This is a genomic window from Priestia sp. LL-8, from assembly GCF_036227845.1.
Taxonomy (GTDB): Bacteria; Bacillota; Bacilli; order Bacillales; family Bacillaceae_H; genus Priestia; species Priestia zanthoxyli.
Genome location: NZ_JAZAQH010000001.1, coordinates 1126814 through 1152560, shown reverse-complemented (window position 1 = coordinate 1152560; position 25747 = coordinate 1126814). Strand labels below are relative to the sequence as shown.

The window sequence follows — 25747 nt, the reverse complement described above, 5'->3', positions numbered from 1 at the left end:
ATCTTAGACGCATACTTTTTCTTCTGTTTTTTCCAAAAACCAAGAAAGAGCAGAAGCTTGCTTCACCACTTCACCAATCACAATCATCGCGGGATTGCTCACTTGCTGCTCAGCAGCCGTGTCTACGATTGTACCAAGCGTACCTGTAACCGTGCGCTGATAAACCGACGTGCCTTGTTCAATAAGAGCGACCGGCGTATCCGCGCTTTTTCCCGCGTCTAAAAGCTGACGGCAAATATAAGGCAAGTTTTTAACGCCCATGTAAATCGCAAGCGTATCAACTCCTTTTGCTAAGTGCTCCCAGCGAATACTTTCCGGCTTGCCGCTCAAACAGTGTCCCGTCACAACGGCAAACGAACGGCTCAGCTCACGATGCGTCACAGGGATTCCAGCATAAGCCGGTGCCGCGATGCCTGCTGTAATACCCGGAACGATTTCAAAAGGAATTCCATGCTGAGCGAGCACTTCTGCTTCTTCACCGCCTCTTCCGAAAATAAACGGATCTCCGCCTTTTAACCGCACGACGGTATTTCCTTTTCTTGCGTAGAATACAAGCAAATCATGAATATCCTCTTGAGAAACGCAGTGATCACCAGGCTTTTTCCCGCAGTAGACGAGTTCGGCTCCTTCTTTTGCATACTGAAGAAGAACAGGGTTCACTAAACGGTCATATAAAATAACATCTGCTTTTTCTAAACACTTTGCTGCTTTTATTGTTAGCAAATCTGGATCTCCTGGTCCGGCTCCTACAATGTACACTTTTTCTGTTCTCATTTTTGCTTCGCTCCTTTTAGTGTGTCCCCTTGAATTTTTGTGGCGCGTTGAAAGTCAACGCGCCACGGTACTTATTCTTCAATTAAAAGATACAGTAAATCTCCTTCAACAGACGCTTCGTACGTGTCTACACATCCGCTGTCAGGCTCTTGTACGTTACCGTCATGCAAGCAAATCTTCCAGTCGTGCATCGGACAAAACACCGAGTCGCCGCTCACGATTCCTTCACTTAGCACCCCCCCTTTATGCGGACAGCGATTTTCAATTGCCCGGATTTTTCCGCTTGATAGCTTAAACACCGCAATTTCTTTTCCGTTTACTTTCACTGTTTTACCCAGGCTTACCGGAAAATCATGAATCGACCCTACGCATACTTTTGTAATGTTTTTATTCACCATCTTTATTTCCCCCCAGCTTTATGATGTGACAACTGTTTCGAACAGCTCTTTTTTCGTCTTTTTGCTTTCGACGATTTCTTTCCAAGGATCACGGTACGTAGATAACGCTTCGTCCATACGCATATTCAGCTCTCTTCTCGTCTCAGCGTCATCAAGCACTGACTGGATGTGCGAAAGTCCCATGCGCTCAATCCATGCAGACGTACGTTCTAAATAATTAGCCGTTTCTCGGTAATACTGCAAATAAGCTCCTGTAATATCCATCAATTCTTCGTCTGTTTTTACTTTATACAATAAATCTCCGCCGCGAAGATGCGTACCTCCATTTCCGCCCACGTAAATTTCCCAGCCGCCGTCAATTCCAATAAAGCCAATATCTTTAATACCTGACTCCGCACAGCTTCTCGGACAAGCAGATACAGCCATTTTCACTTTATGAGGCGTCCATAGTCCTTCAAATTTTTTCTCAAGCGCAATTCCAACGCCCATTGAATCCTGCGTGCCAAAACGGCAAAACTGTTCGCCGACGCATGTTTTCACCGTGCGCAGCGACTTGCCGTACGCGTAGCCAGAAGGCATATCTAACTCTTCCCATACGCTAGGCAAATCTTCTTTTTTAACACCAAACAAATCAAGACGCTGACCACCCGTCACTTTTACGAGCGGAATTTCATATTTATCAACAACATCTGCAATTTTTCGTAAATCTTCTGCGTTTGTGACGCCTCCGTACATGCGAGGAACAACAGAATACGTGCCGTCTTTTTGAATATTGGCGTGCATGCGTTCATTCACAAATCGTGATTCGCGTTCATCAACGTATCCGGTTGGATTCACCATACCTAAATAATAGTTCAGCGCCGGACGGCATTTCGAACAGCCTTCTTCATTATTCCATCCAAGTACATTCATCACTTCACGCGTATGCGAAAGTCCCTTTGCTTTAATTTCTTCGACAACTTCATCTCTTGAAAGAGTCGTACAGCCGCAAATCGCTTCTTTTTGAGCCGTCGCGTCAAAGCCAGCGCCAAGAGTATGCTGAAGCACTTCCGCTACAAGCGGTTTACATCCTCCGCAGGAGCGAGAGGCACTTGTACAAGCTTTGATTTCACCAACCGATGAGCATCCTTGTTTTTGGATAGCTTCCACAATCGTACCTTTTGTTACGCCGTTACAGCCGCAAATAATATCATCCGCGCTCATGCTTGCTACTAAGCTTTCACCCGCGTTACCGCCAGATGGCTGTAAAATCGTCACTTTTGCGACATCGGATACATCTTCTTGCTTTTGAATCATTGAAAACAGTCGATTTCCGTCGCTGCTGTCTCCAAAAAGAACGGCTCCTACGATCTGATTGCCTCGCAGAACAAGTTTTTTATAAATGCCGTCTTGTTCATCGAACACTTTGATTGCTTTTTTCTCTTCATCTTCTGTGAAGTCTCCTGCTGAGAACACTTCAACACCTGATACTTTGAGCTGCGTGGATAAAACCGATCCTTCATAAGACACTTTTTCTGCCCCGCAAATCGCTTTTGCCAATACTTTTCCTTGTTCATACAAAGGTGCCACCAGTCCGTATACCAGTCCTCTATGCTCTGCACATTCTCCAACCGCGTAGATGTTTGGAATATCCGTTTGCATATAGTCATTCACAACAATTCCTCGGTTTACGTTAAGTCCCGCTTCTTTTGCAAGCTGAACATTTGGTTTAATTCCAACGGCCATCACGACTAAATCAGCTTCTAAAAACGTCCCGTCTTTAAAAGATAATCCTTCAACTCGCTCATCGCCGACGATTTCTGCCGTTTGTTTTTCAAGCAAAAACTTCATACCTTGTTTTTCTAATTCGTTTTGAAGCAATTTGCCCGCTGTTGGATCCAGCTGACGTTCCATTAAATACGGAGCTAAATGAATTACAGATACGTCCATCCCCAGATTTAACAGTCCCCGCGCTGCTTCTAATCCAAGCAGTCCGCCTCCAATAACCGCTGCTTTTTTATACTGCTGAGAAGCCTGCAGCATTTCATCCGTGTCTTTTATATCTCGAAAAGCGGTAACTCCTTTTTTATCGGATCCTGGAATCGGAAGAATAAAAGGAAGAGAGCCCGTTGCTAAAATTAACTCATCATACGATTCTACTCTGCCGCTATTTGTCGCTACTTCTTTTTTTACTGAATCGATACTCGTAACCGTTTCGTTCGTATATAATGTAATATTGTTTTCTTGATACCAGTTCCAATCGTTTAACGTAATGTCTTCAACATTTGTATCTCCTTGCAGCACTTTTGACAGTAAAATACGATTATAGTTCGGATGCGGCTCGCTTCCGAAAATCGTAATTTCAAACGCTTCGTTTGAAACCTTCAATACTTCTTCAATCGCTCGAACTCCAGCCATTCCATTTCCAATCAATACGAGTTTCTTTTTTTGCATCTTCCATTCCTCCCCTGGCGTCTATACCTGCTTGTTTCAAAGATATATTTTCTATGCATCTTTAAAGATATATTTAAGATATATGAATTTTCTGAATCGTTCAACTTATGTGTTAGGTTATCTAACATAATAGTTTTATGTATACGATTACAATATTGGAATATAAAGAAAAAATATTTATACGAAAAGTCTCGCATAGGGAATGGAATGCTTTTGAAGATGCTTAAAATAACGGAAACTCAGTCTCAAAAACTTATTTTTTACATGTTTTTACAGAATAAATATAGTAAAATATAACTTAAATTATATTACTACAGAAAAAGGCAAACTAATTGAAAAGTTAGGACGCAAAACTACAGATCTACGGTTTTTACACTATGATGGCTGAGTTTCCTTTACTAAAGGAGCAGACTTGATGGAAAAGCTGAACAAAGTATTTGATAACGAACTAGATAAAGAATGGCTACAACTTATTTACGAAGCAAAACAGCTGGGCTTATCTAGCAAAGAAATTAAGGATTTTTTACAACAAAATAAAGAACGATAATAAAAAAACCATTAGAACCTAGGTTCTAATGGTTTTTTTGCTGCTACGTATACTTTTGTTTTCTAGAGATTTTTGTTTAAGAAACTCTTCAAACTGATTCTTCGTTATATTTGAATCCATTGCTTCCTTAACAAGGGCCATCCATTCTGGAGGAAGCAATCTATCATTTTTTTCATTAATATCCATTTTATCCCTTCTTTCAACCTTTCTAATTATAAATCAAATTCTGTTGCAATATAACCCTCATACCTATTTTTTTACGTTAATTTAATAAAATTATACTAAACTCCCTAAACTATTATGTCAGTAAAACAGACATTATTCTAGAGAAAAAACGCATTTTTGTTTCTGATAAAGAACATTTTTTTATTTTGTTCTTTATTAAGGTTTACCAACCGAGGATTTTTTTGTATAATTAACTCAAATTTTGTAATATTAATCCATTTTATTCAGGAGGACCATAATGCCCTTATCTTATTCTTTAAAACGAATTAAAACACCTTTGCAGTTTTTTGGTATTACGCTTTATAAATGCCCAAGCACCGGCTCTTATTATTATAAAAGCAGAGCAAACAGGCACTTAAAAAAAGTAAAATAACACAATAATGTGAATGAAGTTTTCTAGCTTTATCATAGAAAGCTTCGTTCAGCTATTTTTACCTAGTAGTTGCTTAGTATAACATCAGAAAATCTATTATTTAATCTCTTTTTTAGTATCAGTGAACCAATTCACTAAATAGTCTCCCCACACTTCACCTCCTTTATTTGTTAACCTTCCGTCGTTTTTATTAATATACTCTCCTAAATGAAACGGCCAAATGAGCGAATGATTTAGATAATGCACCCAATTTTTTTCTGCCACTCCCCTGATAGCTTCTACGCCTTCTTCATAGGACTCCGTCTGTGAAATGTACGGTTGGGACGGCTGAAGGATCAGGGTTTTTTTCAAGTCTTTAAGCTGATAAATCAGCTCGTCTGTATTTTTAAGCGTATCGTCTAACGTAAGCTTCTGACAATCATTTTTAAGAGGTGCTTCAAATAAAATAATATCTGGCTGAAGTTGATTAATTTGATCCGCAATGTGTGAGGATAAAAGCTCACCAGTTGTTTGGCTGCCGTATGAGAGTGTTTTAACAGTGAATACATCACTTCCATATGTAGCTTCTAGCTCTTTCTTTAACTGCTGTGGCCATCCGCTTTCCTTCGCAGAAGTAGCAAGCACAAGAGTCAAAGGTTTTTTAGTTGCAATCGCCGACTCAATTTGCCTTGTAATAAAGTCTGGAAGATTTCTTGTATAAGCAGACACATCAGAAAACTGTTTTTCTTTATGTACAACATTCGCTTTCGTTTCACTTGCTTGAACCTGTGCCTCCGCTCTCTCCTGCCAGTGCTGCGTCCCTCCATATATAACCGCCCCGCACAAAACAGCCGCCGCCACATTTACCCCAACCATCGCCTTCATTCAATCTCCCCTTTACCCGTTTTTAAAAACCAACTATATTCTGCATTCAACAAAATAAACAAATGGACAAACACAAAAATACTTCACTGCACCTGCCCTAAAAGGTCCACCTATCCGGATGAGACCAGCCCGCAAGGGAGGGGCTCATCCGGATAGGTCTAGCAACTCTACCATCACTGCTCTTCCGTGATGGTAGAGTTGCTACATCGATAATAGATATATAAATAATTATAGATTAGTAGAAATTGGAATAGGGGACCTTTCGTACGTAAAATCTCTACAAATACACGTCTACTTCGCATATTTCCTAGCGAAACGTGAAGTTTCCGGGGAAATTACGTCACGTTTCTTAAAAAGAAAACATAATGTACGTTCATTCGCGCATATGACCTGTCCCTTGTACAGTAGAAATACCGGCGGAATACAGCAAAAACGCGTTTTTGAAAAAGGAATGCTACATGCAAAAAAGCTCTTTTGATCAAATCGCTTCATCCTTTCATCCATTAATTGTGTCAATGATTAAAAGATTTCACATTTACAAAGACTTTGATGAATATTATCAAGTTGCTTTAATTGGTTTATGGAGAGCACACCAAAAATTTGATGAAAGCAAGGGTTCTTTTTCCGCTTATGCTTACACAACCGTACGCGGTACAATCCTTTCTTATTTAAAAGGAAATGCATTGCGTAAAGAACGAGAAACTCCTGCTGAATATGATTTACTTGCGTTAAATGAAGACCCTGCTCCTATTGTTCCATTAGAAGCTGATACAATTAACCAATATATTGAACATCTCACCCCTAGAGAAAAAATCTATGTAATAGAATATTTGCTTGAAGGATATTCTTATAAAGAAATTGCATACAAATATCACGTATCAACAGGAGCCGTTAAGAACTGGGGAAAGACAGCCCGTAAAAAACTAAAGGTCCTGCTTCTTCAAGAATAAAAAAATAAGATAGGGGAAGCTTGTTTAAGCTTCCTCTCAACACACCGGGACCAAAATATTGACCTTATGTAAACAAGTGCGTTTGATAAAACGAACAGATTAAGAAAAAAAAAGCTGACTTTCTAAGCAATAGTTTCGAATAACGGCTGCTCTCGCTAACTTTTTTTCCAAACTGTAATAGGAAAGTTTGACAGTAATGAACGTGTCGTCTTTGAAGTAAATCACCGTAGAATTTGAACTAACTGAAGCAAGCGTATGTGAAGTATGAACATGAGAGGAAAAAATCCAGGCGCAGCTATAGTCGTTTGGTGAAGATGTCGGAAACGCAATGATGGCTTGTGAACGACTAATGACAAGAGGCGTAAGCTGTTTGTACGGAAACATTTTTCGAACGGCAGCGATGGAGCCGTTAAACGTACTTAATTCTCGAATACATGCTTCTTCTAATAGTTGTTTACATGTCTTGCTTATCATATATTCTCCTGTTTCATCTAGCACCTTTGTGCGGTAAATAGGATCATTCACGGGAACCAGCGCTTTTGTTGTCAAACTAATTCGATAATTTTCATTATTTGTCATACATCTACCCCCTTTTGTTACTTTATCACTATTCTATACTATCGAAATAAGGAAAATCTAGTATTTTTTTCTCATTATTTGAAATTTTTTTGTATTTCATTGTAAATAAGAAAAAAGCGCTGAAACCAGCGCTTTTTCTCTTAGATGAAAATGTCTAAAATAAGAACCATTGCAAACGCCGCAAATGATAGAATCGTTTCCATCACTGTCCACGTTTTTAACGTTTGAGCCACTGACATGTTGAAGAATTCTTTGATTAACCAGAAGCCAGAATCATTTACGTGCGATAGCATTACAGAACCTGCGCCTGTTGCTAGCACCAATAGCTCTGGGCTTACGTTTGGCATCGTTGCTGCAATCGGTGCGACAATACCTGCTGCTGTTGTCATTGCTACTGTTGCTGAACCAACTGCTGCACGAATCAAGCCGGCAATCACAAATGCTAGCACGATAGGAGAAAGATGTGCATCTTGAGCAAATCCTGCAATTGCATCACCTACACCGCTTGCTGTTAAAATTTTGTTAAAACCGCCGCCTGCACCGATGATTAAAATGATCGAAGCAACGGGTCCAAGACATTCATTTGTGAATTTTAATAGATCGTCTTTGTTGTACCCTCTTGCAAAGCCGAACGAATAAAAAGCAAACACTAACGAAATTAACAGCGCTACGATTGGACTTCCAATAAAGTTTGTTACGTAGCGAATCGTACTTGTTTCTGGATAAACAAAGCCAGTTATCGTTGCTAAAAGCATTAATAGTACCGGTAGTAAAATCGTGAATAACGTAATTCCGAAGCCAGGAAGATCTTTATGCTTTGACTCTGTGAACTGCTCCATAATTTCACCCGTTGGCTCTACGTGAACACGGCGTGAAATGAATGATCCGTAAATAGGACCTGCTACCGCTGCAGCTGGAAATGCCACAACTAATGAATACAAAATCGTTTTACCTAAATCTGCTTTAAAGATATCCACCGCTAGCATCGCTGCTGGATGTGGAGGTACTAAACTGTGAACAACGGCTAAGCCGGCAATTAATGATAAACCAATTTTAATAAGTGACGTACCCGTATGCTTGGCAATTACAAACACAAGTGGAATTAATAACACAACACCAACTTGGAAAAAGACTGGGATACCGCAAATAACGGCTACAACCATCATGGCCCAGTGTACGTTCTTTTCACCGAATACTTTAATTAACGTGCGGGCAATACGCTCGGCTCCGCCTGACTCTGCCATCATTTTACCTAACATCGTTCCAAGACCAAGAACAATCGCGATAAACCCTAAGACGCTCGCTACGCCTTCTTGGAAAGCTGTTACGATATCAGGCAGCTTCATTCCTGAAATAAGACCCATAAACAAAGCCGCGACAATTAGCGCTACGAACGGATTTGTTTTAAACTTAGCAATTAAAAAGATAAGTCCGACAATCGATACAATCGCATACAGCAAAAGACTTGCTTCATGACTTAATCCGAATACTGAATTCATATGTTCATCCCCTTAGTGTGACCATTTTTCATGTACGTACATCCAAATAATGTATACGCTTTCAAATATTTTCTAAAGTGAACGCACCTCGTACGTTCACTTCTGCTTATTTACTTAATAACTCAACCGTTTCACGAAGCGTTGTTTTAGCTCCAACATTCCCAGGGAAAATGATGTATGCAATGCCTGGAAACTTGCTTTCCTCTCCCGTTACCCATACCGGAATACCCGGCTTGATTTGTCCAGCAACCGTCGCACGCTTTACGGATAAGCCGTTTACACCAATATCACTTGACGTAATGCCGCCTTTTGCGACGATAAAGTTTGGACGAACGTTTAAGCGGCGAACAATGCTTGTCACTGCATCTGAAATTTTCACCGATAGTTTAAGCTCTTCTTCTTTTTTTCCTTCACCAAGATCTAAGCGCTCGCGTCTTGTATACACAGCCACCGTTTGACCTTTAGAAATAAGCTTTTCTGCTTCATTGATAATACGATTCACTTCTTCTTCAAACTTTTCAGGTTTTAAGACAAGATGACAGTCAAATTCAATAAATTCAATGAAGCTGCATTTCTTTAATTCTTCTAACTGCTCTGTTGTTTTTTTAACATGCGAACCGACCATAATTAATCCGCCGTTTGACGACTTTTCTTTAATGAGCTCTTCTTTTGTTAAAAGGTCTTTGTCGCTCACGCCGCCCATTACTTTTGTTAAAGCCGCAGCGCTTCGATACATAAAATGCTTTCCAAGCTTCATCGCGCGAAGAAGTGCAATCGTCACAACTTTTACATCTACATAATCCACTGCGTTCACGACTACTTTGTTAAAGTCTTTCACTTCCATTAACTGATTTGTGATCGTCACTAAATCAAGTGCACGAATACTCCCAAGCGAAATATACGTCGTATGACTTGCTTTAAATTTACCTTCTGACTTTTCTTCTACCCACTCGCCTAAATGAGACTTACTGTAGCCAAACGTACGGTCTTTTGCAAATTCTGTTTCTCCTGCCGGCACTAGGTAGTCTTCATCTTGCACGTAGTGAATGTTATCAACTGTGAATCGTCCGCCTTCTTTAAAGAAAGGAAAAATCACTTCGCCGTCGAGGACTTGATTCAAGTGCTGTTCAACGGTTTTCTTTAATACTTCTGTTTCTAGCGGGTAGTGACCACGAAGAGTGGAATCACCTCTGCTGATAATTAAAAACTCTTTATCTACTTCAGCCGCTACCTCTGTAATAACAGCCGCAATGTCCGCGTGGGCTTTTTCCGTTTCAGAAGCGGTAAATCCGCGTGAATTTGTTAGAATAAAAAACATGGAGTTTTCTTCTAAAAATCCTTGCTTGATGCTGTCTTTACTCCAGTCTGTATAAACGGAAATGCCGTTAACGGTTTGAACCCCCGTTGGATCATCATCCAGAACAATGATTTTTTGGTTGAACGTCAGAAGCTCTTCGTCGAGCATTTTTTGTACAAGTGCTTCATCGACCGCTGGAATGTCTTTAAACACATCGCTTACAAGGCGTTTTTCCTGTTGTTTAATCATGCTTCCACCTTCTTTTTCACTTCAACGTTTGCTAATTTTTCATAGTACTGTACAATTCCGCCGTGATCATCGCTTGCTTTTCCGTCTACTTTTAACGCATGGAAAATTTCTACAAGCTGACTTGAAAGCGGAAGCGGTACGCCAATGTCATGAGCCGTTTCCATCACGTTTGTCATATCTTTTAAGTTAATATCAATGCGTCCGCCTGCTACAAAGTTGCGGTCTAAAATAAGCGGCACTTTTGCATCTAATACAGCGCTTCCTGCTAATCCGCCGCGAATCGCTTGATACATTTTTTCAACGTCAATGCCTGCTTTGGCTGCTAGTACAAGTGCTTCAGACATCGCTGCGATATTTAAGTTTACAATGACTTGATTTGCAAGCTTAGCCGTTACGCCGCTTCCGTTGTCTCCAACAAGCGTTATTTCTGCTCCCATCGCATGAAGGATAGGTGAAACGCTTTCAAAGATATGCTCATTTCCCCCGACCATAATCGCAAGCGTGCCGTCAATTGCTTTAGGTTCTCCGCCGCTAACCGGAGCGTCTAGCATGTGAATTCCTTTTTGTGCAAGTTCAGCCGCAATTTCTTTTGATGCTACCGGTGAAATGGAACTCATATCGATGATAACGCTTCCTTCTTTTGCGCTATGAATCAACCCTTCTTCTCCAAGCACCACGCTTTTTACATGATGTGAAGCCGGAAGCATCGTGATCATCACGTCGCTGTTCACTGCAACTTCAGCAAGGCTTTCTGCTCCAAATCCTCCTGCTGCTTTCACTTCTTCCACTGCTGCTTTATTAATATCGTAAACCGTTACCTCAAAACCTGCTTTTAATAAATTGAGTGTCATCGGTTTTCCCATAATTCCAAGTCCAATAAATCCAACGCGTTTTGTCATTTCCGTTTCCTCCCCTTGTTGTATACGTTTTCAAATAGTGTTTAAAAAATAATGTATACGTTAAAATGTTTTTTGTATACATTTCTGATAATTTTGTATACACTCATCATATTCGCATTTTATTTATTTGTCTAGCCTTTTTTTAAATGAAATTTATTTCTAAAAGCGAAACTTTCCGTCCCACCTTTTCACAAGTTATAGTATGATTTGGGTATACGCGTACAAAATGATAAAAAATAAAGAGAGAAAGAGACGAGATTTTCTCGTGTCGAATGCTAGAGGTGAAGTAGAGTATGTTAAGAAATCAAGGTTCTCGTTCGTCTCATCACCCTTCTTATGAGATGATTCGAGATAAAATTTTAAACGGTGAGCTTGAAGGCGGTACAAAAATCGTCGAAGAAAAATTAGCGAGCGAGCTTGGATTCAGCCGAACGCCGATTCGTGATTCCATCAGACGCTTAGAATATGAAGGACTGATTGTTCGAAAAAAAGTGGTGTCGCCGACAGAAAAAGATTTACGCAACTTGTTTGAAGTGCGAATGCTGCTAGAAGGCTCAGCTTCTAAAGCTGCGGCAACTTTTTTATCTGATAACGAATTAGAAGAGTTAAAGGAATGCGTAGACATCGGAAGAAACGGCTCGTTTGAAGAAATCATGAGCGCAAATGAACGTTTTCACGCCATCATTGTGAACGCAAGCAACAATGACGTCATGATTAATATTATCGACCGCATGCAGTCCATCATTTACTTATTCCGTCATACGGTCGTGTTTTACAACCGCCCGTTTTTAATTGACGAACATGAAGACATTTATAACGCGATTAAAGAACGCAATGCTGAAAAAGCGGAAGCATTAATGCAAGAGCATCTTCAAAAAGACTTAGAGTTTTGCCTGCATTTACTTCAAAGAAGACAATAAAAAGCTGCCGATTGGCAGCTTTTTATACGTACATCTTTTCCTTTGTAGAAATATCAGCTAACTGTCCGCTGCTGTTTTTGAACACCACGTGTTTTTTTGAAAATTTCGTTGGCGAATCAATACCGGCAGCTGCGGCTAAATTAAACAACCCTTCACGTAATGACAGCACGTAGTTGCACACGCGGTATGATTTCTCTTCAATAATAAGCGCTTTTTGCAGCTTCGGATCTGTTGTCGCTACGCCCACTGGACAACGATTATTATGACAAACCTGTGCTTGAATACAGCCAACAGAAAACATAAAGCCTCTGGCAATATTAACGCAGTCGGCACCTAGCGATAAAGCCGTCGCAATTTTATCAGCCGTTAACAGCTTGCCCGATGCAAAAAGCTTCACTTCATCGCGAACGCCATATTTTCTAAGCAGTTCATCCACAAAAGGAAGTCCTGAAAACAGTGGCACGCCGGCTCCGTCCGCTAATTCTTGAAACGATGCGCCCGTTCCGCCTTCTGCTCCGTCGATCGTAATAAAATCAGGACCGCTTCCCGTCTCTTTCATATACGCCGCCATTTCTTCAAGATCATTTGTGTTTCCGACAACCATTTTAATACCTACTGGCTTGCCGCCTACATCTCGAAGTTTTTCAATAAACTGGAACATTTCAGGATATGAAGCGAATTCTTTGAAACGGTTGGGGCTGTCTACCGATTCTCCTGGCTTCAAGTTGCGGATTTCGGCGATTTCTTCCGTTACTTTTGAACCATCTACGTGACCGCCTCGCGTTTTGGCTCCTTGGGCAAGCTTAATTTCAAACGCTTTGATTTGCTTCATTTTACTTTTCTTTTTAAATTCTTCCCATGAAAATTCGCCTTCTTTTGTCCGAACGCCAAAAAGCCCGGGACCAATTTGAAAAATAATATCGACGTTTCCTTTTAAATGATACGGTGACAGGCCTCCTTCTCCCGTGTTCATCCACGTGCCGCCTGCTCGACCTAATCCTAGTGATAAAGCGGTAATCGCATGGTCACCAAGCGCTCCAAAGCTCATGCCTGATTGACCGATTAATCCTTTTACAACAAACGGCTTTTTGCATGAAGGCCCTATAACGACCGCCTCTTCATCCCGTAAATAAAATGGATCCGCTTCTTTTTCTTCGCGGTGCTCTCTTCGGCTGAATAAGTTATCTGCGTCCATTTTATATACTTTTGTTTTAATTTTTGTCGTATTATCCGCTTTCATTTCGTCGCGCTGCTTTGGAAACACCGCATTTCGAATATAGTAACCCGGTTCGCTAAAATCACGCTCTGAGCCAAACCCCATCATCCGGTTCAAGTATTTACCTGACTTAACGGTTTGCTCGTATTGATTTCTAGAAAACGGCTTGCCTTCATTATTATTTAAAAATAAATACTGACGCAGTTCAGGCCCCATTTTCTCAAAAATATAGCGCATTTTTCCGAGCAGCGGATAGTTTCTAAGCACCGAATGCTCTTCTTGTTTTTCATCTTTTAACCAAAGAATAACAGCGATAATAACCGGCACTACAATCACAAGCATCATGACCGCACCAAAAATAAGTAAAATGATTTCAAACACTCCCATGATATCCCTCCTAAAAAGACTCTCCTGTAAGGAGAGTCACTGATTAAAGCATTCTGCTTAGTCCTTTTCGAAGCGGCGGCATTTCAAGCTCATGTTCTTTAAAGAACTTTTTCATAATATGCTTCGAATAATTGGCTGCTTGTCCAAATGAAATTTTGCCTGGAAGCGGCGGTTCATCCGCGACAACGACATCAATCACAACAGGAACATTCGCAAGCGCTGCTTTTTCAAACGCTGTTTCGAGCTCCTCGTATTTTTCAACGCGGTAGCCAATTCCTCCGCACGATTCAGCGAACTTTGCAAAGTTCATTTCACCAAGCTGCGTTTGGTAATCCAAGTGACCTTGAATGGCTTGTTCATATTTAATCATCCCGATTTCACTGTTATTAAGGACGACGACAACGATCGGCAGCTTGTACTTCACAGCCGTCACAAAATCTTGCATGACCATCGTAAAGCCTCCGTCACCGCACACGGCTACCGATTGTTTTTCCGGATGGGCAAGCTTTCCTGCGATCGCAGCTGGAAGTCCGCAGCCCATCGTTGCCAGCCAGCTTGAAATCACAAATTTTTGATTCGTCATGCGGAAATGTCTCGCCATCCATACCGTAACGTTCCCGACATCAACAGATACAATCGCATCATCGTCAACAATTTTTTGCAGCTTAGGAATGACTTGCTGCGGCTTGATTGGCGTACTCACTTCGTTTTCTTCTTTTTCTACGTGTTTCCACCAGTTTTCCATATTAACTTGACACTCTTCTAAGAAACGGCGGTTTTCTTGGTAATCTAAATTATGCGTAAGCTGTGACAGCGTCGTTTTAGAGTCTCCGACTAATCCAATCGATACAGGATAGCGTCTGCCGATTTGTGTGGCATCGGAATCCAGCTGTATTGCTTCGACTCCATCTGGTAAAAACTCGCGGTATGGAAACGAAGTTCCAATCATAATTAACAAATCGGTTTCTTCCATCGCTTCATACGCCGGCTTCGTCCCAATTTGCCCGAGCTGCCCCAGGTTATAAGGATGATGATCAGGCAGTATTCCTTTACCCGGAAGCGTAAAGATAATCGGCGCCGCAATTTTTTCCGCAAACTGCGCTAATTCAAGCTTGGCGTGCTTTGCACCTGTTCCTGCTAAAATAACCGGTTTTTTTGCGTATTTAATCGCTAGAAGCGCTTTAGCTACATCTTCTGGGTCACTGTGAGAAATGGTTTTTGATACATTGGCAATTGGCGTTTTTTTATCAATTTTAATCGTTGAAGACGGAATATCATCTGGAATAACTAGAACCGCGACGCCTTTTTTAGCGTAAGCCGTTCGAATCGCTTGCTGCAGCAGATGCGGAAATGATTCAGGTGAATCTACTCGGTGATTAAACACCGACACATCGTCAAAAACACGTTCTAAATTCACTTCTTGAAACGATTCATTGCCAAGCTTCGCGCGTGGCACCTGTCCCGCTAGCACTAGCACTGGTGCTCCGTCCGCTTTCGCATCATACAAACCGTTTAACAAATGAATCGCACCCGGTCCTCCAATCGACAGACATACGCCGATTTTACCCGTGATTTTAGCGTAAGAAGATGCGGCAAGTGCGCCTACTTCCTCGTGACGGACTTGAATAAACTCAATTTCATCTTTTTCACTTCGCAGATTGTCCATAAAATGATTGATTGAATCTCCCGGCATACCGAAAATGTGATCGATCTTCCATTCTTTTAATACCGACATAGCTGCTTTTCCAGCTGTAGTTTTTATCATATTCAGCCTTCCTTTCTTTAACTTTGTTTCTATTCCATACCACAATGAAAGAAAGACAAAACAAGGGACTTTCCCGTTTTTATGGAAAAGTCCCTTGTTTTTAGCTAAATAATTTAAATAAACTAAATTTTTTCATCGGCTCAGGCTCTAATTGATGCACCGGACGACCGTCGATAATCGCTTCTGCATTTTCGATAAAAAAATAAAGTTCTGACGCACCGTACATATCGGAAATATAATCATACGCTTTTGAAAGTGAATAGTCGTGGTAATTGCGAGCATGAACGCCAGAGGCAATCACGTGGGCGAAGCGGTATTTAATAAACGTACAGGCCGCTTTTCTTTCTTTTTTTCCGTTTAAACCGAGAATACTAGCCGCACTTAGCTGAACGAGCACGCCTTTTTTAACAAGCTCATACAAACGCTCAGGGTGATCTCGGAAAATCGGATGACATTCTGGTGAACGTAGAATAGGCACAACGCCTTTTGTGAGAAGATCATACAGCGTTTTTTCAAAATAAGGTGAGACATCATAGTCAGGCAGTGAAAGAAACAAATATTTATCGGTGTGATTAAGCGTAAGAAGCTGATTTCGCTCATAGTTTCGCAGAAGTTGAGGCGATAAAGGGACAAGCTGACCTGGTAATACTTGAAGAGGAATACATGAATTCGTGAGCCATTCATTAGCTGCATTCACATAGAGAAATAAATGGTGTTTCATAAACTCTTGATCGCTGTCATAAAGCGGCGTAGCCACAACGGATTGAACGCCTTGATCCGTTAAGGAGCGTGCCATTTTCAAAAAGCCGTCTACTTCCTCAGGTCCGCTATCGATATTAGGCAATATGTACGTATGAATATCAATCACTTTATTTCCCTCCCTGCGTTTTGTATAGCTCTATTCTACGACGATTTCTAGTGTGAAACTATGTATTCTTCTCGACATTTACCTCCACGAACCCCGGAAAACCGCGTACTTTCCTGTCATCTACTTAACTAACAATATTTTACTATTACTCTATGTGAAAACGCAAACATAATTTGTAAAATAACTCCAAATAATGATGAAAAAAGAAGGGTCTGAAATAGGTCTTTGTATGCAAATACCCTGATTAAGCGAATGTTAATCAGGGTACAAAGGGAAAAGTTAAAAGATTCCTAGGAATTTTGTTTTTTTGATGCGTTCAGGCTCTTGTTTATAGACAGCCTTCCCGCTCGCAATGGCCTCAGTATTTTCCATGAAACGATAAAGCTTGCTGTTGCCGTATTTTTTAGAAACAGCAGAATAAGCTTTTTGGAGACCGTACTGCTGGTAATTTTCACGATTCACGCCTGATGCAATAACGTGTGCTAATCCGTGATCAATGAACTGATAAGCTCCTTTTTTAGCTTTACTGCCGTTGTCGCCCAGCACACTTTGTGCAGACAGCTGAACGACTGCTCCATTTTTTACGAGCTTGTATAAGTTCGCCGGATTATCTATAAATAACGGGTGGCGTTCAGGCTCATTTAAAACCGGCACGACTCCTTTTAGCTGCAGCTCATATGTAATATTTTCTACTACTTCAATTTCCATATCTTGCGGAATCTCCAAAAACATATATTTTTCATTTTCATTTATAGTCATCTTATAGAAATCTTGATTAAACAAAGTCATATGATTGGAGGCAGTTACTTTTTGTCCCGGTAAAATGGTTAGTGAGATAGAAGCTTTTCGCAGGTATTCATTTGCAAATCCTACCGCTGATGTGCAGCTTGAAGCAGGTCCTTCATATTTAGGAGTCGCAACCACTTTTGTTATTCCTTGCTTCACTAGTGCGTCTGCCATCTGCAAAAGTTCATCGTGGCTTTTAGGTCCATTTTCCATCTCCGGCAAAATGTATGTATGTATGTCAATCATTCGTTTGTCTCCTCTTTCTATGTCTCAATTCATGGGTAATATTCCATAAATTATATTATAACATACGTACTGCACGAACTTTTCCACATACAGGAAGACATCTTCTTATGTGCATGTTTTGAGTCCTAAAAGCTATATTTACGTCTTAAAATGCACTATATCATCATTTTTTAGTTCTTTATACCTATGAACATTTAAACAGATTAGCGGAAGAGGTAACCTGCTTGTTTCTATTATTCTGATGGTGAATTAGTAAAATACGCTTCCAAATACTGTGCCCATAGCTGCTCTCCCTTGTCATTAGGCTGACCAGAAGCTTTCCCTAAAAATGTTAAGATGTCTTTAGAACGATAATTAGGCCATGCATTCCAATGATCAAGATACTCGTATCCATTTTCTTTAGAAAATTCCTCTAACGCCTTTACATCATTTGGATAATTTTCTGCTTTATATACAGGTGCTGATGGCTGTAGAATAGTAACGAGTTCACTACTTTTCTCTTTTAAACGGCTCATAATCACAGTAATATTTTCTAGCGTATTATTGATCCCTACTACTCCGTTATCATTTAACAGAAACGGTTCAAACAATAAAACGTCTGGTTTTTCATTTGAAATTTGTTTGTAAGCTTCATCTTTTACAAATTCCAGCGTTGTCATATCTGTATATTCGTACACTTTTGTAGTTATTAAATCTTCACCGTACGTACTTTGTAAGCTTTCTTTCAGCAAAGCTCCCCAGGTCTTATCTATCTTCTCTTTAGGAGCAGAGCCTACAATTACTAGCTTAATAGGCTTTTGTGTTTTTTCAGCTTGCTCTATTTTTGCTATTACCGATTTGGGAAGGTTTTGCGCATACTTTTTCCAAGAAGCTTCTTCACCTTTTGTATAACTAGAACCTTCTATTTTTGTTGGCCTTACCGCTGACTGCTCAGAAGCTTGATGATTCCAATACATTTTACCCGCTACTAAAGATGCTATAAGCACAAGCAAAGCTAGAACATTGACCCATATTTTCATAAATTGTCTCCTCTACTATATCTTTCTTTTTTGCCTTTATTATAATATAATTTGAGAATAAGTGGATAAAAATAAGTCAATATGTCATATTTATATAGGCTTGCTGTTACGTATAAAAAAGAGATAAGAATTAATGAAGTACATAAGTAATTCATTTGTTTTATCAATATATTAAGTAAAGGAAGAGAAACCGATTATGACAGAGCCTCAAACTCGACGACGTAAAAGAAGAAAACCAAAGAAAAAACGCGCTTTAAAAATTACAATGGCCATTATTTTAGTACTAATTCTTGGAGTAGGAGCTTATGCTTATAGCATTTGGCATTCGGTTGAAAAGACTTTTACACAAACACATGAGCCATTAAACCGTGATGTTTCAGAGAAACGCTCGGAAAAAGTCTCATTTAGTAACCGTGACCCTATCTCCATCCTCCTTCTAGGAGTAGATCAGCGCGCTGGAGATCGCGGCCGTTCAGATTCGTTAATCTTAATGACCGTAAATCCAAAAGATCAATCGATGAAAATGGTTAGTATCCCTCGTGATACGCGTACAGAAATTGTAGGAAAAGGAACTACGGATAAAATTAACCATGCCTATGCATTTGGAGGCGTAGATATGGCTGTTAATACGGTAGAGAAATTCTTAGACGTGCCTGTGGATTATTACGTACAGGTTAACATGGAAAGCTTTAAAGACATTGTAGATGCAGTTGGAGGAGTTACAGTTAACAACGACCTGAATTTTGATTATGACGGATACAGCTTTAAAAAAGGAAAGCTTACGCTTGATGGAAAAGAAGCTCTTGCTTACTCACGTATGCGTAAACAAGATCCTCGCGGAGACTTTGGACGTCAAATGCGTCAGCGTCAAATTATTGAAGGAGTTATTGAAGAAGGAGCAAGCGTTCAATCTCTTGCTAATTACGGTACAATTCTAGATACAATCGGAACGAACGTTAGAACAAACCTTACATTTGACGATATGAAACAAATTCAGTCTAACTACAAAGATGCACGTCATAACGTAGAACAGCTGCAAGTGGATGGTAAAGGTGAAAAAATCGACGGCATTTACTACTATGCCGTATCAGATGCTACGCGCGAAGCGCTTTCTAGTAAGTTAAAACAACATTTAAATCTTAACTAATAAAAAAAAGTGATGAAGGAAACTTCATCACTTTTTTTATTAAAAATGAATGTTATACGCGTACTTTTTCTTGTTTCAACAATTCTTCCATAAATACAAGGAGATTTTCACGTAAATCTTCATGCTGAAGAGCAAATTCTAAAGATGTTTGAATAAAGCCTAGCTTTTCTCCTACATCATAACGTTTTCCTTCAAAATCGTAGGCAAATACACGCTGAATTTCATTTAGCTTTTGAATCGCATCTGTTAACTGAATTTCACCGCCCGCTCCTACTTCCTGCTCTTCTAAGAACTTAAAGATTTCCGGTGTAAACACATAGCGGCCCATAATTGCTAGATTAGAAGGTGCAGTTCCTGGCGCTGGCTTTTCAACAAACGAATTAACCTGGTAACGGCGGCCCTTACTTGAAGTTGGATCAACAATGCCATAGCGGTGCGTTTCATTATCAGCAACAGTTTGAACACCAATAACAGATGATAATGTTTGTTCGTATTCATCCATCAACTGACGTAATCCCGGCGTTTCTGCTTGTACGATATCATCTCCTAGCAATACCGCAAAAGGCTCGTTGCCAATAAAGTTACGCGCACACCACACTGCGTGCCCTAATCCTTTTGGATCTTTTTGGCGAATGTAGTGAATTTCCACATTTGAAGACTGACGAACTTTCTCTAGCAGCTCAATTTTTCCTTTTTCGGCTAAGTTTTGCTCTAGCTCAGGTGCGTTGTCAAAATGGTCTTCAATTGCACGCTTACCTTTACCCGTCACAATAATAATATCTTCAATACCTGATTCAATTGCCTCTTCAATAATATATTGAATCGTTGGCTTATCGACGATTGGAAGCATCTCTTTTGGCATGGCTTTTGTTGCTGGTAAAAAACGAGTTCCTAATCCTGCTGCTGGAATAATGGCCTTTTTAACTTTTTGCATATTCATTTCTCCTTTTAAATAAGTAGTTTAGTATAAATAAAGCACTTTAAAAGATGCCTAAAAACTTTTTCTTTTTAATCATCTCTGGAGGGTCTTTATAGCACATTTGACCCTGTATCACATACTGAGCATTTTCTAGAAACACATATACTGTATCCTGTCCATGCTCACTTTCTATTGCTTCTAAAGCTTCCCTCATATAAAACGAGCGGCCTTCAAGGTTATGGGCATCAGAGGATACAAAGTGGACGAGATTTGATTGAATCAACTGGTGAGAAAACTTCTTAATTTTTTTCCCAAAACGTCCCGTCACGCTTCCTGCTGTTAATTGAGCAAGCGCTCCGTTCGTTATAAATTTATAAAGCAGGTCAGGTTCTTCGAGCAAACGGCTGTTCCTTTCGGGATGCACAATAATTGGAATTAGCCCTTGTGATTGAATATCAAACAATAATCGTTCTGCATAGTGGGGAACCTGACTAGATGGAAATTCTATAAATAAATACTTCCCCGTATCATTTAACGTCAAAATTTTCTCTGCTTGATAATCTTCAAGGATTTCACCGTAAAGCCGTATTTCCTGTCCAGGTAAAATCGTTAATGGAAGCTTTTCCTGCTTCAATAGCTTATTTAATTTCTGAACATATTGTACAATATCTTTTTTCTCGTTAAGATAGCGACCATTCTGATGATGAGGGGTAGCTACGATTGTATGAATACCTTCTGCAACGGCTTCTTGGGCCATTTTCAAACTAATTTCTTCATTTAAAGGGCCATCATCTATACCCGATAGAATGTGGCAATGCAAATCAATCATCTATGATCCTCCTTTCCAATACCCTACCTTAAGACCTAATTAAAGTAGTGTTATAGTAGCATATTTTTTTCTTTATTTCTATGTGTTTTTTGTCAAATTCTTCATACCGAAAAAAACCTATATGCTAGATTCATATATAAATAAGACCTCGAAACGATTACGTTCCGAGGTCTTATTGCATATAGGCTAAGCAAAATCTAAAATTCCCTTAAAAAATTAGTTACTTCCATAATAATAATAGTAGTTTCCACTGTCTGTTTTACGGTTATTTAACACTGCGCCAAGCAGCTTTGACTTTGCATGAACTAGCAATTCTTTTGCTTTTACAGCCGCTTCTTTTTCTGTTTTCCCACTGCTTACTACTAAAATAGAAGCATCTACTTGATTAGCTAAAATTTGAGCGTCTGCAACTGCCAAAATAGGAGGCGTATCAAAAATAATCATATCAAACTGCTGCTTCATTTCTTTCAACAGCTCTTCCATTTGAGAAGAGGCAAGAAGCTCAGACGGATTCGGCGGAACAGGCCCACTTGTTAACACGTAAAGATCACTAACTTCTGTCCCCTGAACCGCTTGTCCCAAACTAGACTGTCTGGTTAGAACGTTTGTAAGACCACTATGGTTTTCTAAACGGAATGTGTAATGAACCGTCGGCTTGCGTAAATCTGCATCAACCAATAATACCTTTAAGCCCTGCTGAGCATAAACAGATGCTAAATTTGAAGCCGTTGTCGATTTCCCTTCAGCTGTTCCACTTGAAGTTAAAAGCAATGACTTAATGTCTTGATCCACACCAGAAAACTGAATATTCGTACGAATCGTACGATACTGTTCAGCAACCGGATCTTTTGGACTATTATGCGCAAGAAGTCGTCGCTTTAATGTTAGCATCTTGTCATTTTTATTTTCTTTACGAGCCAAATGTCTCACCTCTTTGCGGTACGCGAGTCTTCATATCAGGACGCTGTACGTTTGTTGCTTTAGGTACGTCCTTAATATTTGTAATGACGCCCATTACTGGAAGCTCTAGAATATTTTCAATATCTTGCTCTGTTTTAATCGTATTATCTAAATACTCTAATAAGAACGATAATCCAATACCTACCATTAAGCCTACAACCAGCGCAATTGCAATATTTAAGATAGGCTGTGGTTTGATAGGGCTATTACTTGCTGCAAGATCTGCCTTAGATAGAATACTAACATTATCAATATTCATATTCATAATCTTAGGAACTTTCTGTTGAAAAACAGATGCTGTTGTATTAGCAATCTCCGTTGCACGCTTTGCATTTGTGTCTTGAACGGTAATTACAGCAACCTGCGAATTTTCAGCGCTAGTTACTTGAATTTGTCCACCTAAAGATTTAGCTGAGCTATCTAATTTTAGTTTCTCAATAACTGTATCTAAAATAGCAGGGCTTTTGATAATATCATTGTACGTGCTAATCAATTGAACATTTGTTTGCACAGCCCCCGCATTATACAACTGCTGCTCTGACTTAGCCTGATTCACAAGGATTTGTGTGCTTGTTTGATACACGGGTGTTAATACAAAAAAGCTAATAACTGCACTAATAGTGGCTGCGATAATTGCTATTAATGCAATAAGCCATAATCGCTTACGCAATACTTGAAACAAATGTCGCAAACTAATTGTTTCTTCCATGATTGACCTCCGAACGTAATAGCTTGTAATAACATAGACATATATTTTATTATACTTGACAAAATATACAATTACTATATGGTTTCGTCAATATAGTTATTATTTTACTACTTATTTTCTTTTATATCGGTGTCGATAAAAGATTGTTTACACTTTCCATTACTTTTTTCTCTAATATTGCTAGAGCTTTTTCACTTTCTTTTAAGGAATCTTTCTTCACACCAAAATAGAATTTTGCTTTTGGTTCTGTCCCAGAAGGACGAATCGTAAACCAAGAGCCATCTTCTAAATGGTATTTCAGTACATTTGACTTTGGCAGTTGAATCGCTTCAACAGTCTGATTTACCATGTTTGTTCTTTCACTAATAAGATAGTCCTCGACAGTAGCTACTCTTAAATTGGCAACTTGTGTTGGAGGGTTAAGACGAAACTCAGTTAAGATACTAGCAATCTGTTCTGAGCCATCTTTTCCTTTTAATGTTAAAGACTGCAGGGATTCTTTATAAAATCCATATGTTTCAAAGATTTCTAATAAACCTTTATATAATGATTTCCCTCGCTCTTTATAGTATGCTGCAACTTCAGCTGCAAAAACTGCTGACTGAACAGCATCTTTATCACGAACAAAGTCACCAATTAAATAACCATAGCTTTCTTCATAGCCGAATTGAAATTGATATTCTTTTGTCTGCTCAAATTCATTAATTTTTTCACCAATGAATTTAAAGCCTGTTAGTGTATCAATGGTTGGTAAACCAAAGCTCGAAGCAATGGTACGCCCAATTTCAGATGTCACAATTGTTTTTACTACAATTCCATTTTCAGGTAAAATACCTTGTTGTTTCTTTTGTTTTAATAAATAGTGAAGCATTAAAGCTCCCATCTGATTTCCTGTTAGTACTACGTAATCACCTTTTTCGTTCTTTACAGCAACCCCTAATCGATCAGCATCAGGGTCTGTTCCCATAAGAATATCAGCATCGATTTCTTTACCATATTGAATTGCTAATTCAAAAGCATCGTGTTCTTCCGGGTTAGGTGATGTTACCGTTGAAAAATTAGCGTCAGGAAGTTCTTGCTCTTTTACAACTGTTACATTCGTAAAGCCAAATGCTTTTAACCCATCACGAACAGGTTTATTAGCTGTGCCGTGTAAAGGTGTAAAGACAATTTTTAAGTCTTTTCCCACTTCTTCACCAATTTCACGATTTAATTGGATTGTCTGTAGTTGTTCAATATAAGCAGCATCTACTTCTTCACCAATGTAAGTTAATAAGTTGTTCTGAAGAAGCTCTTGCTCTCCTTGAACAGGAATTGTTAACTCATTTTCCACTGCATTAACATATGAAATAATAGTGTCAGCAGCAGCTGGAGGAAGCTGTCCACCGTCTTCTCCATACACTTTGTATCCATTATACTCAGGAGGATTATGACTCGCTGTAATGACAATACCAGCAAAAGCATGTAAATAACGAACAGCAAAAGATAATTCAGGCGTTGGACGCAATTCATTAAAAATATATGTCTTAATACCATGTTGTCCTAATACTTTCGCTACTTCTAATGCAAATTCAGGAGATTTATGGCGGGAATCATATGCCACAACAACTCCTCGCTTCTTAGCTTTTTCTCCGTTTTCTTCTATATAACATGCTAACCCTTCTGTTGCCTTACGAACCATATAGATGTTCAAACGATTCGTCCCAGGACCAAGCTCTCCTCGCATTCCACCTGTTCCAAACTCTAAATTTTTATAGAAAGCATCTTCTGCTTTTTTTGAGTTTTCTTTCATTGTTAGTAATTCATCTTTTAAGTCTTTATTTAAATTATTAAACGTTAGCCACTTGTCTAGTTGTACCTGCCACCTCACGCTGACGACCTCCTTTGCTGTTTGGTTGTGAAGCAATTAATTGAATGTCACCTTCAATTATAAATGAATGCATTTCATTTGGAAGAATGAAATGATCACCAAAATTAATTGGATATTCTTTATCTTCTGAAATCAATTTACCCTCACCGCTAATAACACTTACTAACGTGAAGTAGTGTTCCTGAGTAAGTGCTAATGAGTTGGTAATATCCCATTTATAAACTGTAAAATAATCATCTTCTACAAACGTTGTGATACTCCCTCCGATTGTTTTAGCTATAGCCGGTTCGACTTTAGCTGCTGTATGTGGAATAGTAGTCACATCGATTGCTTTATCTAAATGAAGGTCACGAAGCTTCCCCTCTTGCCCAATACGATTGTAATCATAGACACGATATGTAGTATCAGAATTTTGCTGAGTTTCTAATACAAGCGTTCCTTTACACAAAGCATGAATTGTTCCACTTGGAACATAGAAAAAATCCCCTGGTTTAATTTTAATTCTCTGTAATAGTCCTTCCCAGTCTTCCTGTTCCACTAACTCAACAAATTCCTCTTTAGATTGGGCATGATGTCCATAAATTATATCTGCATCTTCATTACAGTCGATAATATACCAACATTCTGTTTTACCTAGTTCACCGTTTTCAAACTCATCAGCATATTCATCGTTTGGATGAACTTGGACAGATAAATCATCATGTGCATCTAGAATTTTAGTTAACAAAGGAAAACGGTCACTTTGAAAATGACCAAATAACTCTGGATAGGCTCCCCATAGTTCTCCCAAGCTTTTTTCAGCAAAATCTCCAGATGCTACAACACTTTGGCCATGTGGATGAGCAGAAATGGCCCAGCATTCTCCTGTGTTTGAGGATGGAATCGAATATCCATACTTTTTTTCAAGCTGATTACCACCCCAAATCCGCTCTTGAAATGATGGTCGTAAAAAAATAGGTTGTTTCAATGATTTTACATCTCCTCTATGATCACTTTTACATAAAATATGTTATTCTTAT

The 25747-nt window shown here is 39.3% G+C and carries 24 protein-coding genes and 1 riboswitch; of the genes, 4 read left to right on the top strand and 20 right to left on the bottom strand.

Features of this window, described 5'->3' with window-relative positions; translation table 11 throughout:
* Positions 1-3: 3 nt before the first annotated feature.
* From cobA to nirB, 3 genes are all read right to left on the bottom strand, one after another.
* Entirely contained in the window at positions 4-774 is a 771-nt protein-coding gene (cobA, locus tag U9R83_RS05835; protein WP_221817971.1) for a uroporphyrinogen-III C-methyltransferase, read from the bottom strand.
* Positions 775-845: 71 nt separating this feature from the next.
* A complete protein-coding gene (gene nirD, locus U9R83_RS05830) occupies positions 846-1172 on the bottom strand; it encodes a nitrite reductase small subunit NirD (protein WP_013055862.1) in 327 nt (108 codons plus the stop codon).
* An 18-nt stretch (positions 1173-1190) separates the two neighbouring features.
* On the bottom strand, positions 1191-3605 hold the full coding sequence (gene nirB / locus U9R83_RS05825) for a nitrite reductase large subunit NirB (protein WP_328575147.1): 2415 nt from the start codon (positions 3603-3605) through the stop codon (positions 1191-1193).
* Positions 3606-3917: 312 nt separating this feature from the next.
* A riboswitch (cyclic di-GMP riboswitch) is annotated at positions 3918-4002 on the top strand.
* A gap of 18 nt (positions 4003-4020) precedes the next feature.
* Here nirB and sinI point away from each other — a divergent pair.
* Positions 4021-4152: a DNA-binding anti-repressor SinI gene (gene sinI, locus U9R83_RS05820; protein WP_014461169.1), complete on the top strand. Its 132-nt coding sequence runs from the start codon at positions 4021-4023 to the stop codon at positions 4150-4152.
* Between the two features lie 18 nt (positions 4153-4170).
* On the opposite strand, the gene U9R83_RS05815 is transcribed toward sinI, so the two are convergent.
* Together U9R83_RS05815 and U9R83_RS05810 are read right to left on the bottom strand one after the other, a co-directional pair.
* Positions 4171-4338: an anti-repressor SinI family protein gene (locus U9R83_RS05815; RefSeq protein ID WP_014461170.1), complete on the bottom strand. Its 168-nt coding sequence runs from the start codon at positions 4336-4338 to the stop codon at positions 4171-4173.
* Between the two features lie 508 nt (positions 4339-4846).
* Positions 4847-5614: an SGNH/GDSL hydrolase family protein gene (locus U9R83_RS05810; RefSeq protein ID WP_328575146.1), complete on the bottom strand. Its 768-nt coding sequence runs from the start codon at positions 5612-5614 to the stop codon at positions 4847-4849.
* 458 nt (positions 5615-6072) lie between these two features.
* On the opposite strand from U9R83_RS05810, the gene U9R83_RS05805 reads away from it, so the two are divergent.
* On the top strand, positions 6073-6564 hold the full coding sequence (locus U9R83_RS05805; protein ID WP_328575145.1) for a sigma-70 family RNA polymerase sigma factor: 492 nt from the start codon (positions 6073-6075) through the stop codon (positions 6562-6564).
* A 99-nt stretch (positions 6565-6663) separates the two neighbouring features.
* On the opposite strand, the gene U9R83_RS05800 is transcribed toward U9R83_RS05805, so the two are convergent.
* The 4 genes from U9R83_RS05800 to garR form a co-directional block, all read right to left on the bottom strand.
* Entirely contained in the window at positions 6664-7143 is a 480-nt protein-coding gene (locus U9R83_RS05800) for a competence protein ComK (RefSeq protein ID WP_014461174.1), read from the bottom strand.
* Between the two features lie 140 nt (positions 7144-7283).
* Positions 7284-8642: a GntT/GntP/DsdX family permease gene (locus U9R83_RS05795; RefSeq protein ID WP_013055857.1), complete on the bottom strand. Its 1359-nt coding sequence runs from the start codon at positions 8640-8642 to the stop codon at positions 7284-7286.
* 106 nt (positions 8643-8748) lie between these two features.
* On the bottom strand, positions 8749-10188 hold the full coding sequence (locus U9R83_RS05790) for a four-carbon acid sugar kinase family protein (RefSeq protein ID WP_328575144.1): 1440 nt from the start codon (positions 10186-10188) through the stop codon (positions 8749-8751).
* Positions 10185-11087: a 2-hydroxy-3-oxopropionate reductase gene (garR, locus tag U9R83_RS05785; RefSeq protein WP_028414246.1), complete on the bottom strand. Its 903-nt coding sequence runs from the start codon at positions 11085-11087 to the stop codon at positions 10185-10187. The genes U9R83_RS05790 and garR overlap by 4 nt, the downstream gene beginning before the upstream one ends.
* Before the next feature lie 293 nt (positions 11088-11380).
* Between garR and U9R83_RS05780 the strand changes: the two genes are divergently transcribed.
* The gene (locus U9R83_RS05780) at positions 11381-12007 is read left to right on the top strand and encodes a GntR family transcriptional regulator (RefSeq protein WP_047751465.1); all 627 of its coding nucleotides are present in this window, start codon (positions 11381-11383) and stop codon (positions 12005-12007) included.
* 22 nt (positions 12008-12029) lie between these two features.
* Here U9R83_RS05780 and U9R83_RS05775 read toward each other — a convergent pair whose 3' ends face one another.
* The 5 genes from U9R83_RS05775 to U9R83_RS05755 all read right to left on the bottom strand — a co-directional run bounded on the left by U9R83_RS05775 (position 12030) and on the right by U9R83_RS05755 (position 18294).
* Positions 12030-13610, bottom strand: coding sequence for an FMN-binding glutamate synthase family protein (locus tag U9R83_RS05775; RefSeq protein WP_328575143.1), 1581 nt, complete (start codon positions 13608-13610; stop codon positions 12030-12032).
* Positions 13611-13653: 43 nt separating this feature from the next.
* Complete coding sequence (locus U9R83_RS05770; protein ID WP_034271213.1) at positions 13654-15375, bottom strand: pyruvate oxidase; 1722 nt, start codon at positions 15373-15375, stop codon at positions 13654-13656.
* A gap of 100 nt (positions 15376-15475) precedes the next feature.
* Positions 15476-16243 (bottom strand): tyrosine-protein phosphatase, encoded by a 768-nt coding sequence (locus U9R83_RS05765; protein ID WP_182420798.1) that lies wholly within the window; start codon positions 16241-16243, stop codon positions 15476-15478.
* 279 nt (positions 16244-16522) lie between these two features.
* Positions 16523-17275 (bottom strand): tyrosine-protein phosphatase, encoded by a 753-nt coding sequence (locus U9R83_RS05760; RefSeq protein WP_328575142.1) that lies wholly within the window; start codon positions 17273-17275, stop codon positions 16523-16525.
* A 233-nt stretch (positions 17276-17508) separates the two neighbouring features.
* Positions 17509-18294 carry an SGNH/GDSL hydrolase family protein gene (locus U9R83_RS05755; RefSeq protein WP_328575141.1) on the bottom strand — a complete coding sequence of 262 codons (786 nt, stop codon included), beginning with the start codon at positions 18292-18294 and terminating at the stop codon, positions 17509-17511.
* Between the two features lie 196 nt (positions 18295-18490).
* On the opposite strand from U9R83_RS05755, the gene tagU reads away from it, so the two are divergent.
* Positions 18491-19441 carry a polyisoprenyl-teichoic acid--peptidoglycan teichoic acid transferase TagU gene (tagU, locus tag U9R83_RS05750; protein WP_316909772.1) on the top strand — a complete coding sequence of 317 codons (951 nt, stop codon included), beginning with the start codon at positions 18491-18493 and terminating at the stop codon, positions 19439-19441.
* 52 nt (positions 19442-19493) lie between these two features.
* Here the strand turns inward: tagU and galU are convergent, their stop codons facing one another.
* The 6 genes from galU to manA all read right to left on the bottom strand — a co-directional run bounded on the left by galU (position 19494) and on the right by manA (position 25695).
* Positions 19494-20375, bottom strand: a complete 882-nt coding sequence (gene galU / locus U9R83_RS05745; RefSeq protein ID WP_308358539.1) for a UTP--glucose-1-phosphate uridylyltransferase GalU — start codon at positions 20373-20375, stop codon at positions 19494-19496.
* A gap of 46 nt (positions 20376-20421) precedes the next feature.
* Positions 20422-21189: a tyrosine-protein phosphatase gene (locus U9R83_RS05740; protein ID WP_328575140.1), complete on the bottom strand. Its 768-nt coding sequence runs from the start codon at positions 21187-21189 to the stop codon at positions 20422-20424.
* A 216-nt stretch (positions 21190-21405) separates the two neighbouring features.
* Positions 21406-22080, bottom strand: coding sequence for a CpsD/CapB family tyrosine-protein kinase (locus tag U9R83_RS05735; RefSeq protein WP_328575450.1), 675 nt, complete (start codon positions 22078-22080; stop codon positions 21406-21408).
* A gap of 19 nt (positions 22081-22099) precedes the next feature.
* A complete protein-coding gene (locus U9R83_RS05730; RefSeq protein ID WP_328575139.1) occupies positions 22100-22858 on the bottom strand; it encodes a YveK family protein in 759 nt (252 codons plus the stop codon).
* Between the two features lie 121 nt (positions 22859-22979).
* A complete protein-coding gene (locus U9R83_RS05725) occupies positions 22980-24728 on the bottom strand; it encodes a phospho-sugar mutase (protein ID WP_328575138.1) in 1749 nt (582 codons plus the stop codon).
* Positions 24688-25695 carry a mannose-6-phosphate isomerase, class I gene (gene manA, locus U9R83_RS05720; protein WP_328575137.1) on the bottom strand — a complete coding sequence of 336 codons (1008 nt, stop codon included), beginning with the start codon at positions 25693-25695 and terminating at the stop codon, positions 24688-24690. The genes U9R83_RS05725 and manA overlap by 41 nt, the downstream gene beginning before the upstream one ends.
* Between the last annotated feature and the right edge of the window lie 52 nt (positions 25696-25747).

Excerpts from the sequence above, each read along its gene's own strand:
- cobA (WP_221817971.1), bottom strand. The coding sequence starts at position 774 with ATGAGAACAGAAAAAGTGTACATTGTAGGAGCCGGACCAGGAGATCCA.
- nirD (WP_013055862.1), bottom strand. The coding sequence starts at position 1,172 with ATGGTGAATAAAAACATTACAAAAGTATGCGTAGGGTCGATTCATGAT.
- nirB (WP_328575147.1), bottom strand. The coding sequence starts at position 3,605 with ATGCAAAAAAAGAAACTCGTATTGATTGGAAATGGAATGGCTGGAGTT.
- sinI (WP_014461169.1), top strand. The coding sequence starts at position 4,021 with ATGGAAAAGCTGAACAAAGTATTTGATAACGAACTAGATAAAGAATGG.
- U9R83_RS05815 (WP_014461170.1), bottom strand. The coding sequence starts at position 4,338 with ATGGATATTAATGAAAAAAATGATAGATTGCTTCCTCCAGAATGGATG.
- U9R83_RS05810 (WP_328575146.1), bottom strand. The coding sequence starts at position 5,614 with ATGAAGGCGATGGTTGGGGTAAATGTGGCGGCGGCTGTTTTGTGCGGG.
- U9R83_RS05805 (WP_328575145.1), top strand. The coding sequence starts at position 6,073 with ATGCAAAAAAGCTCTTTTGATCAAATCGCTTCATCCTTTCATCCATTA.
- U9R83_RS05800 (WP_014461174.1), bottom strand. The coding sequence starts at position 7,143 with ATGACAAATAATGAAAATTATCGAATTAGTTTGACAACAAAAGCGCTG.
- U9R83_RS05795 (WP_013055857.1), bottom strand. The coding sequence starts at position 8,642 with ATGAATTCAGTATTCGGATTAAGTCATGAAGCAAGTCTTTTGCTGTAT.
- U9R83_RS05790 (WP_328575144.1), bottom strand. The coding sequence starts at position 10,188 with ATGATTAAACAACAGGAAAAACGCCTTGTAAGCGATGTGTTTAAAGAC.
- garR (WP_028414246.1), bottom strand. The coding sequence starts at position 11,087 with ATGACAAAACGCGTTGGATTTATTGGACTTGGAATTATGGGAAAACCG.
- U9R83_RS05780 (WP_047751465.1), top strand. The coding sequence starts at position 11,381 with ATGTTAAGAAATCAAGGTTCTCGTTCGTCTCATCACCCTTCTTATGAG.
- U9R83_RS05775 (WP_328575143.1), bottom strand. The coding sequence starts at position 13,610 with ATGGGAGTGTTTGAAATCATTTTACTTATTTTTGGTGCGGTCATGATG.
- U9R83_RS05770 (WP_034271213.1), bottom strand. The coding sequence starts at position 15,375 with ATGATAAAAACTACAGCTGGAAAAGCAGCTATGTCGGTATTAAAAGAA.
- U9R83_RS05760 (WP_328575142.1), bottom strand. The coding sequence starts at position 17,275 with ATGATTGACATACATACATACATTTTGCCGGAGATGGAAAATGGACCT.
- U9R83_RS05755 (WP_328575141.1), bottom strand. The coding sequence starts at position 18,294 with ATGAAAATATGGGTCAATGTTCTAGCTTTGCTTGTGCTTATAGCATCT.
- tagU (WP_316909772.1), top strand. The coding sequence starts at position 18,491 with ATGACAGAGCCTCAAACTCGACGACGTAAAAGAAGAAAACCAAAGAAA.
- galU (WP_308358539.1), bottom strand. The coding sequence starts at position 20,375 with ATGCAAAAAGTTAAAAAGGCCATTATTCCAGCAGCAGGATTAGGAACT.
- U9R83_RS05740 (WP_328575140.1), bottom strand. The coding sequence starts at position 21,189 with ATGATTGATTTGCATTGCCACATTCTATCGGGTATAGATGATGGCCCT.
- U9R83_RS05735 (WP_328575450.1), bottom strand. The coding sequence starts at position 22,080 with ATGCTAACATTAAAGCGACGACTTCTTGCGCATAATAGTCCAAAAGAT.
- U9R83_RS05730 (WP_328575139.1), bottom strand. The coding sequence starts at position 22,858 with ATGGAAGAAACAATTAGTTTGCGACATTTGTTTCAAGTATTGCGTAAG.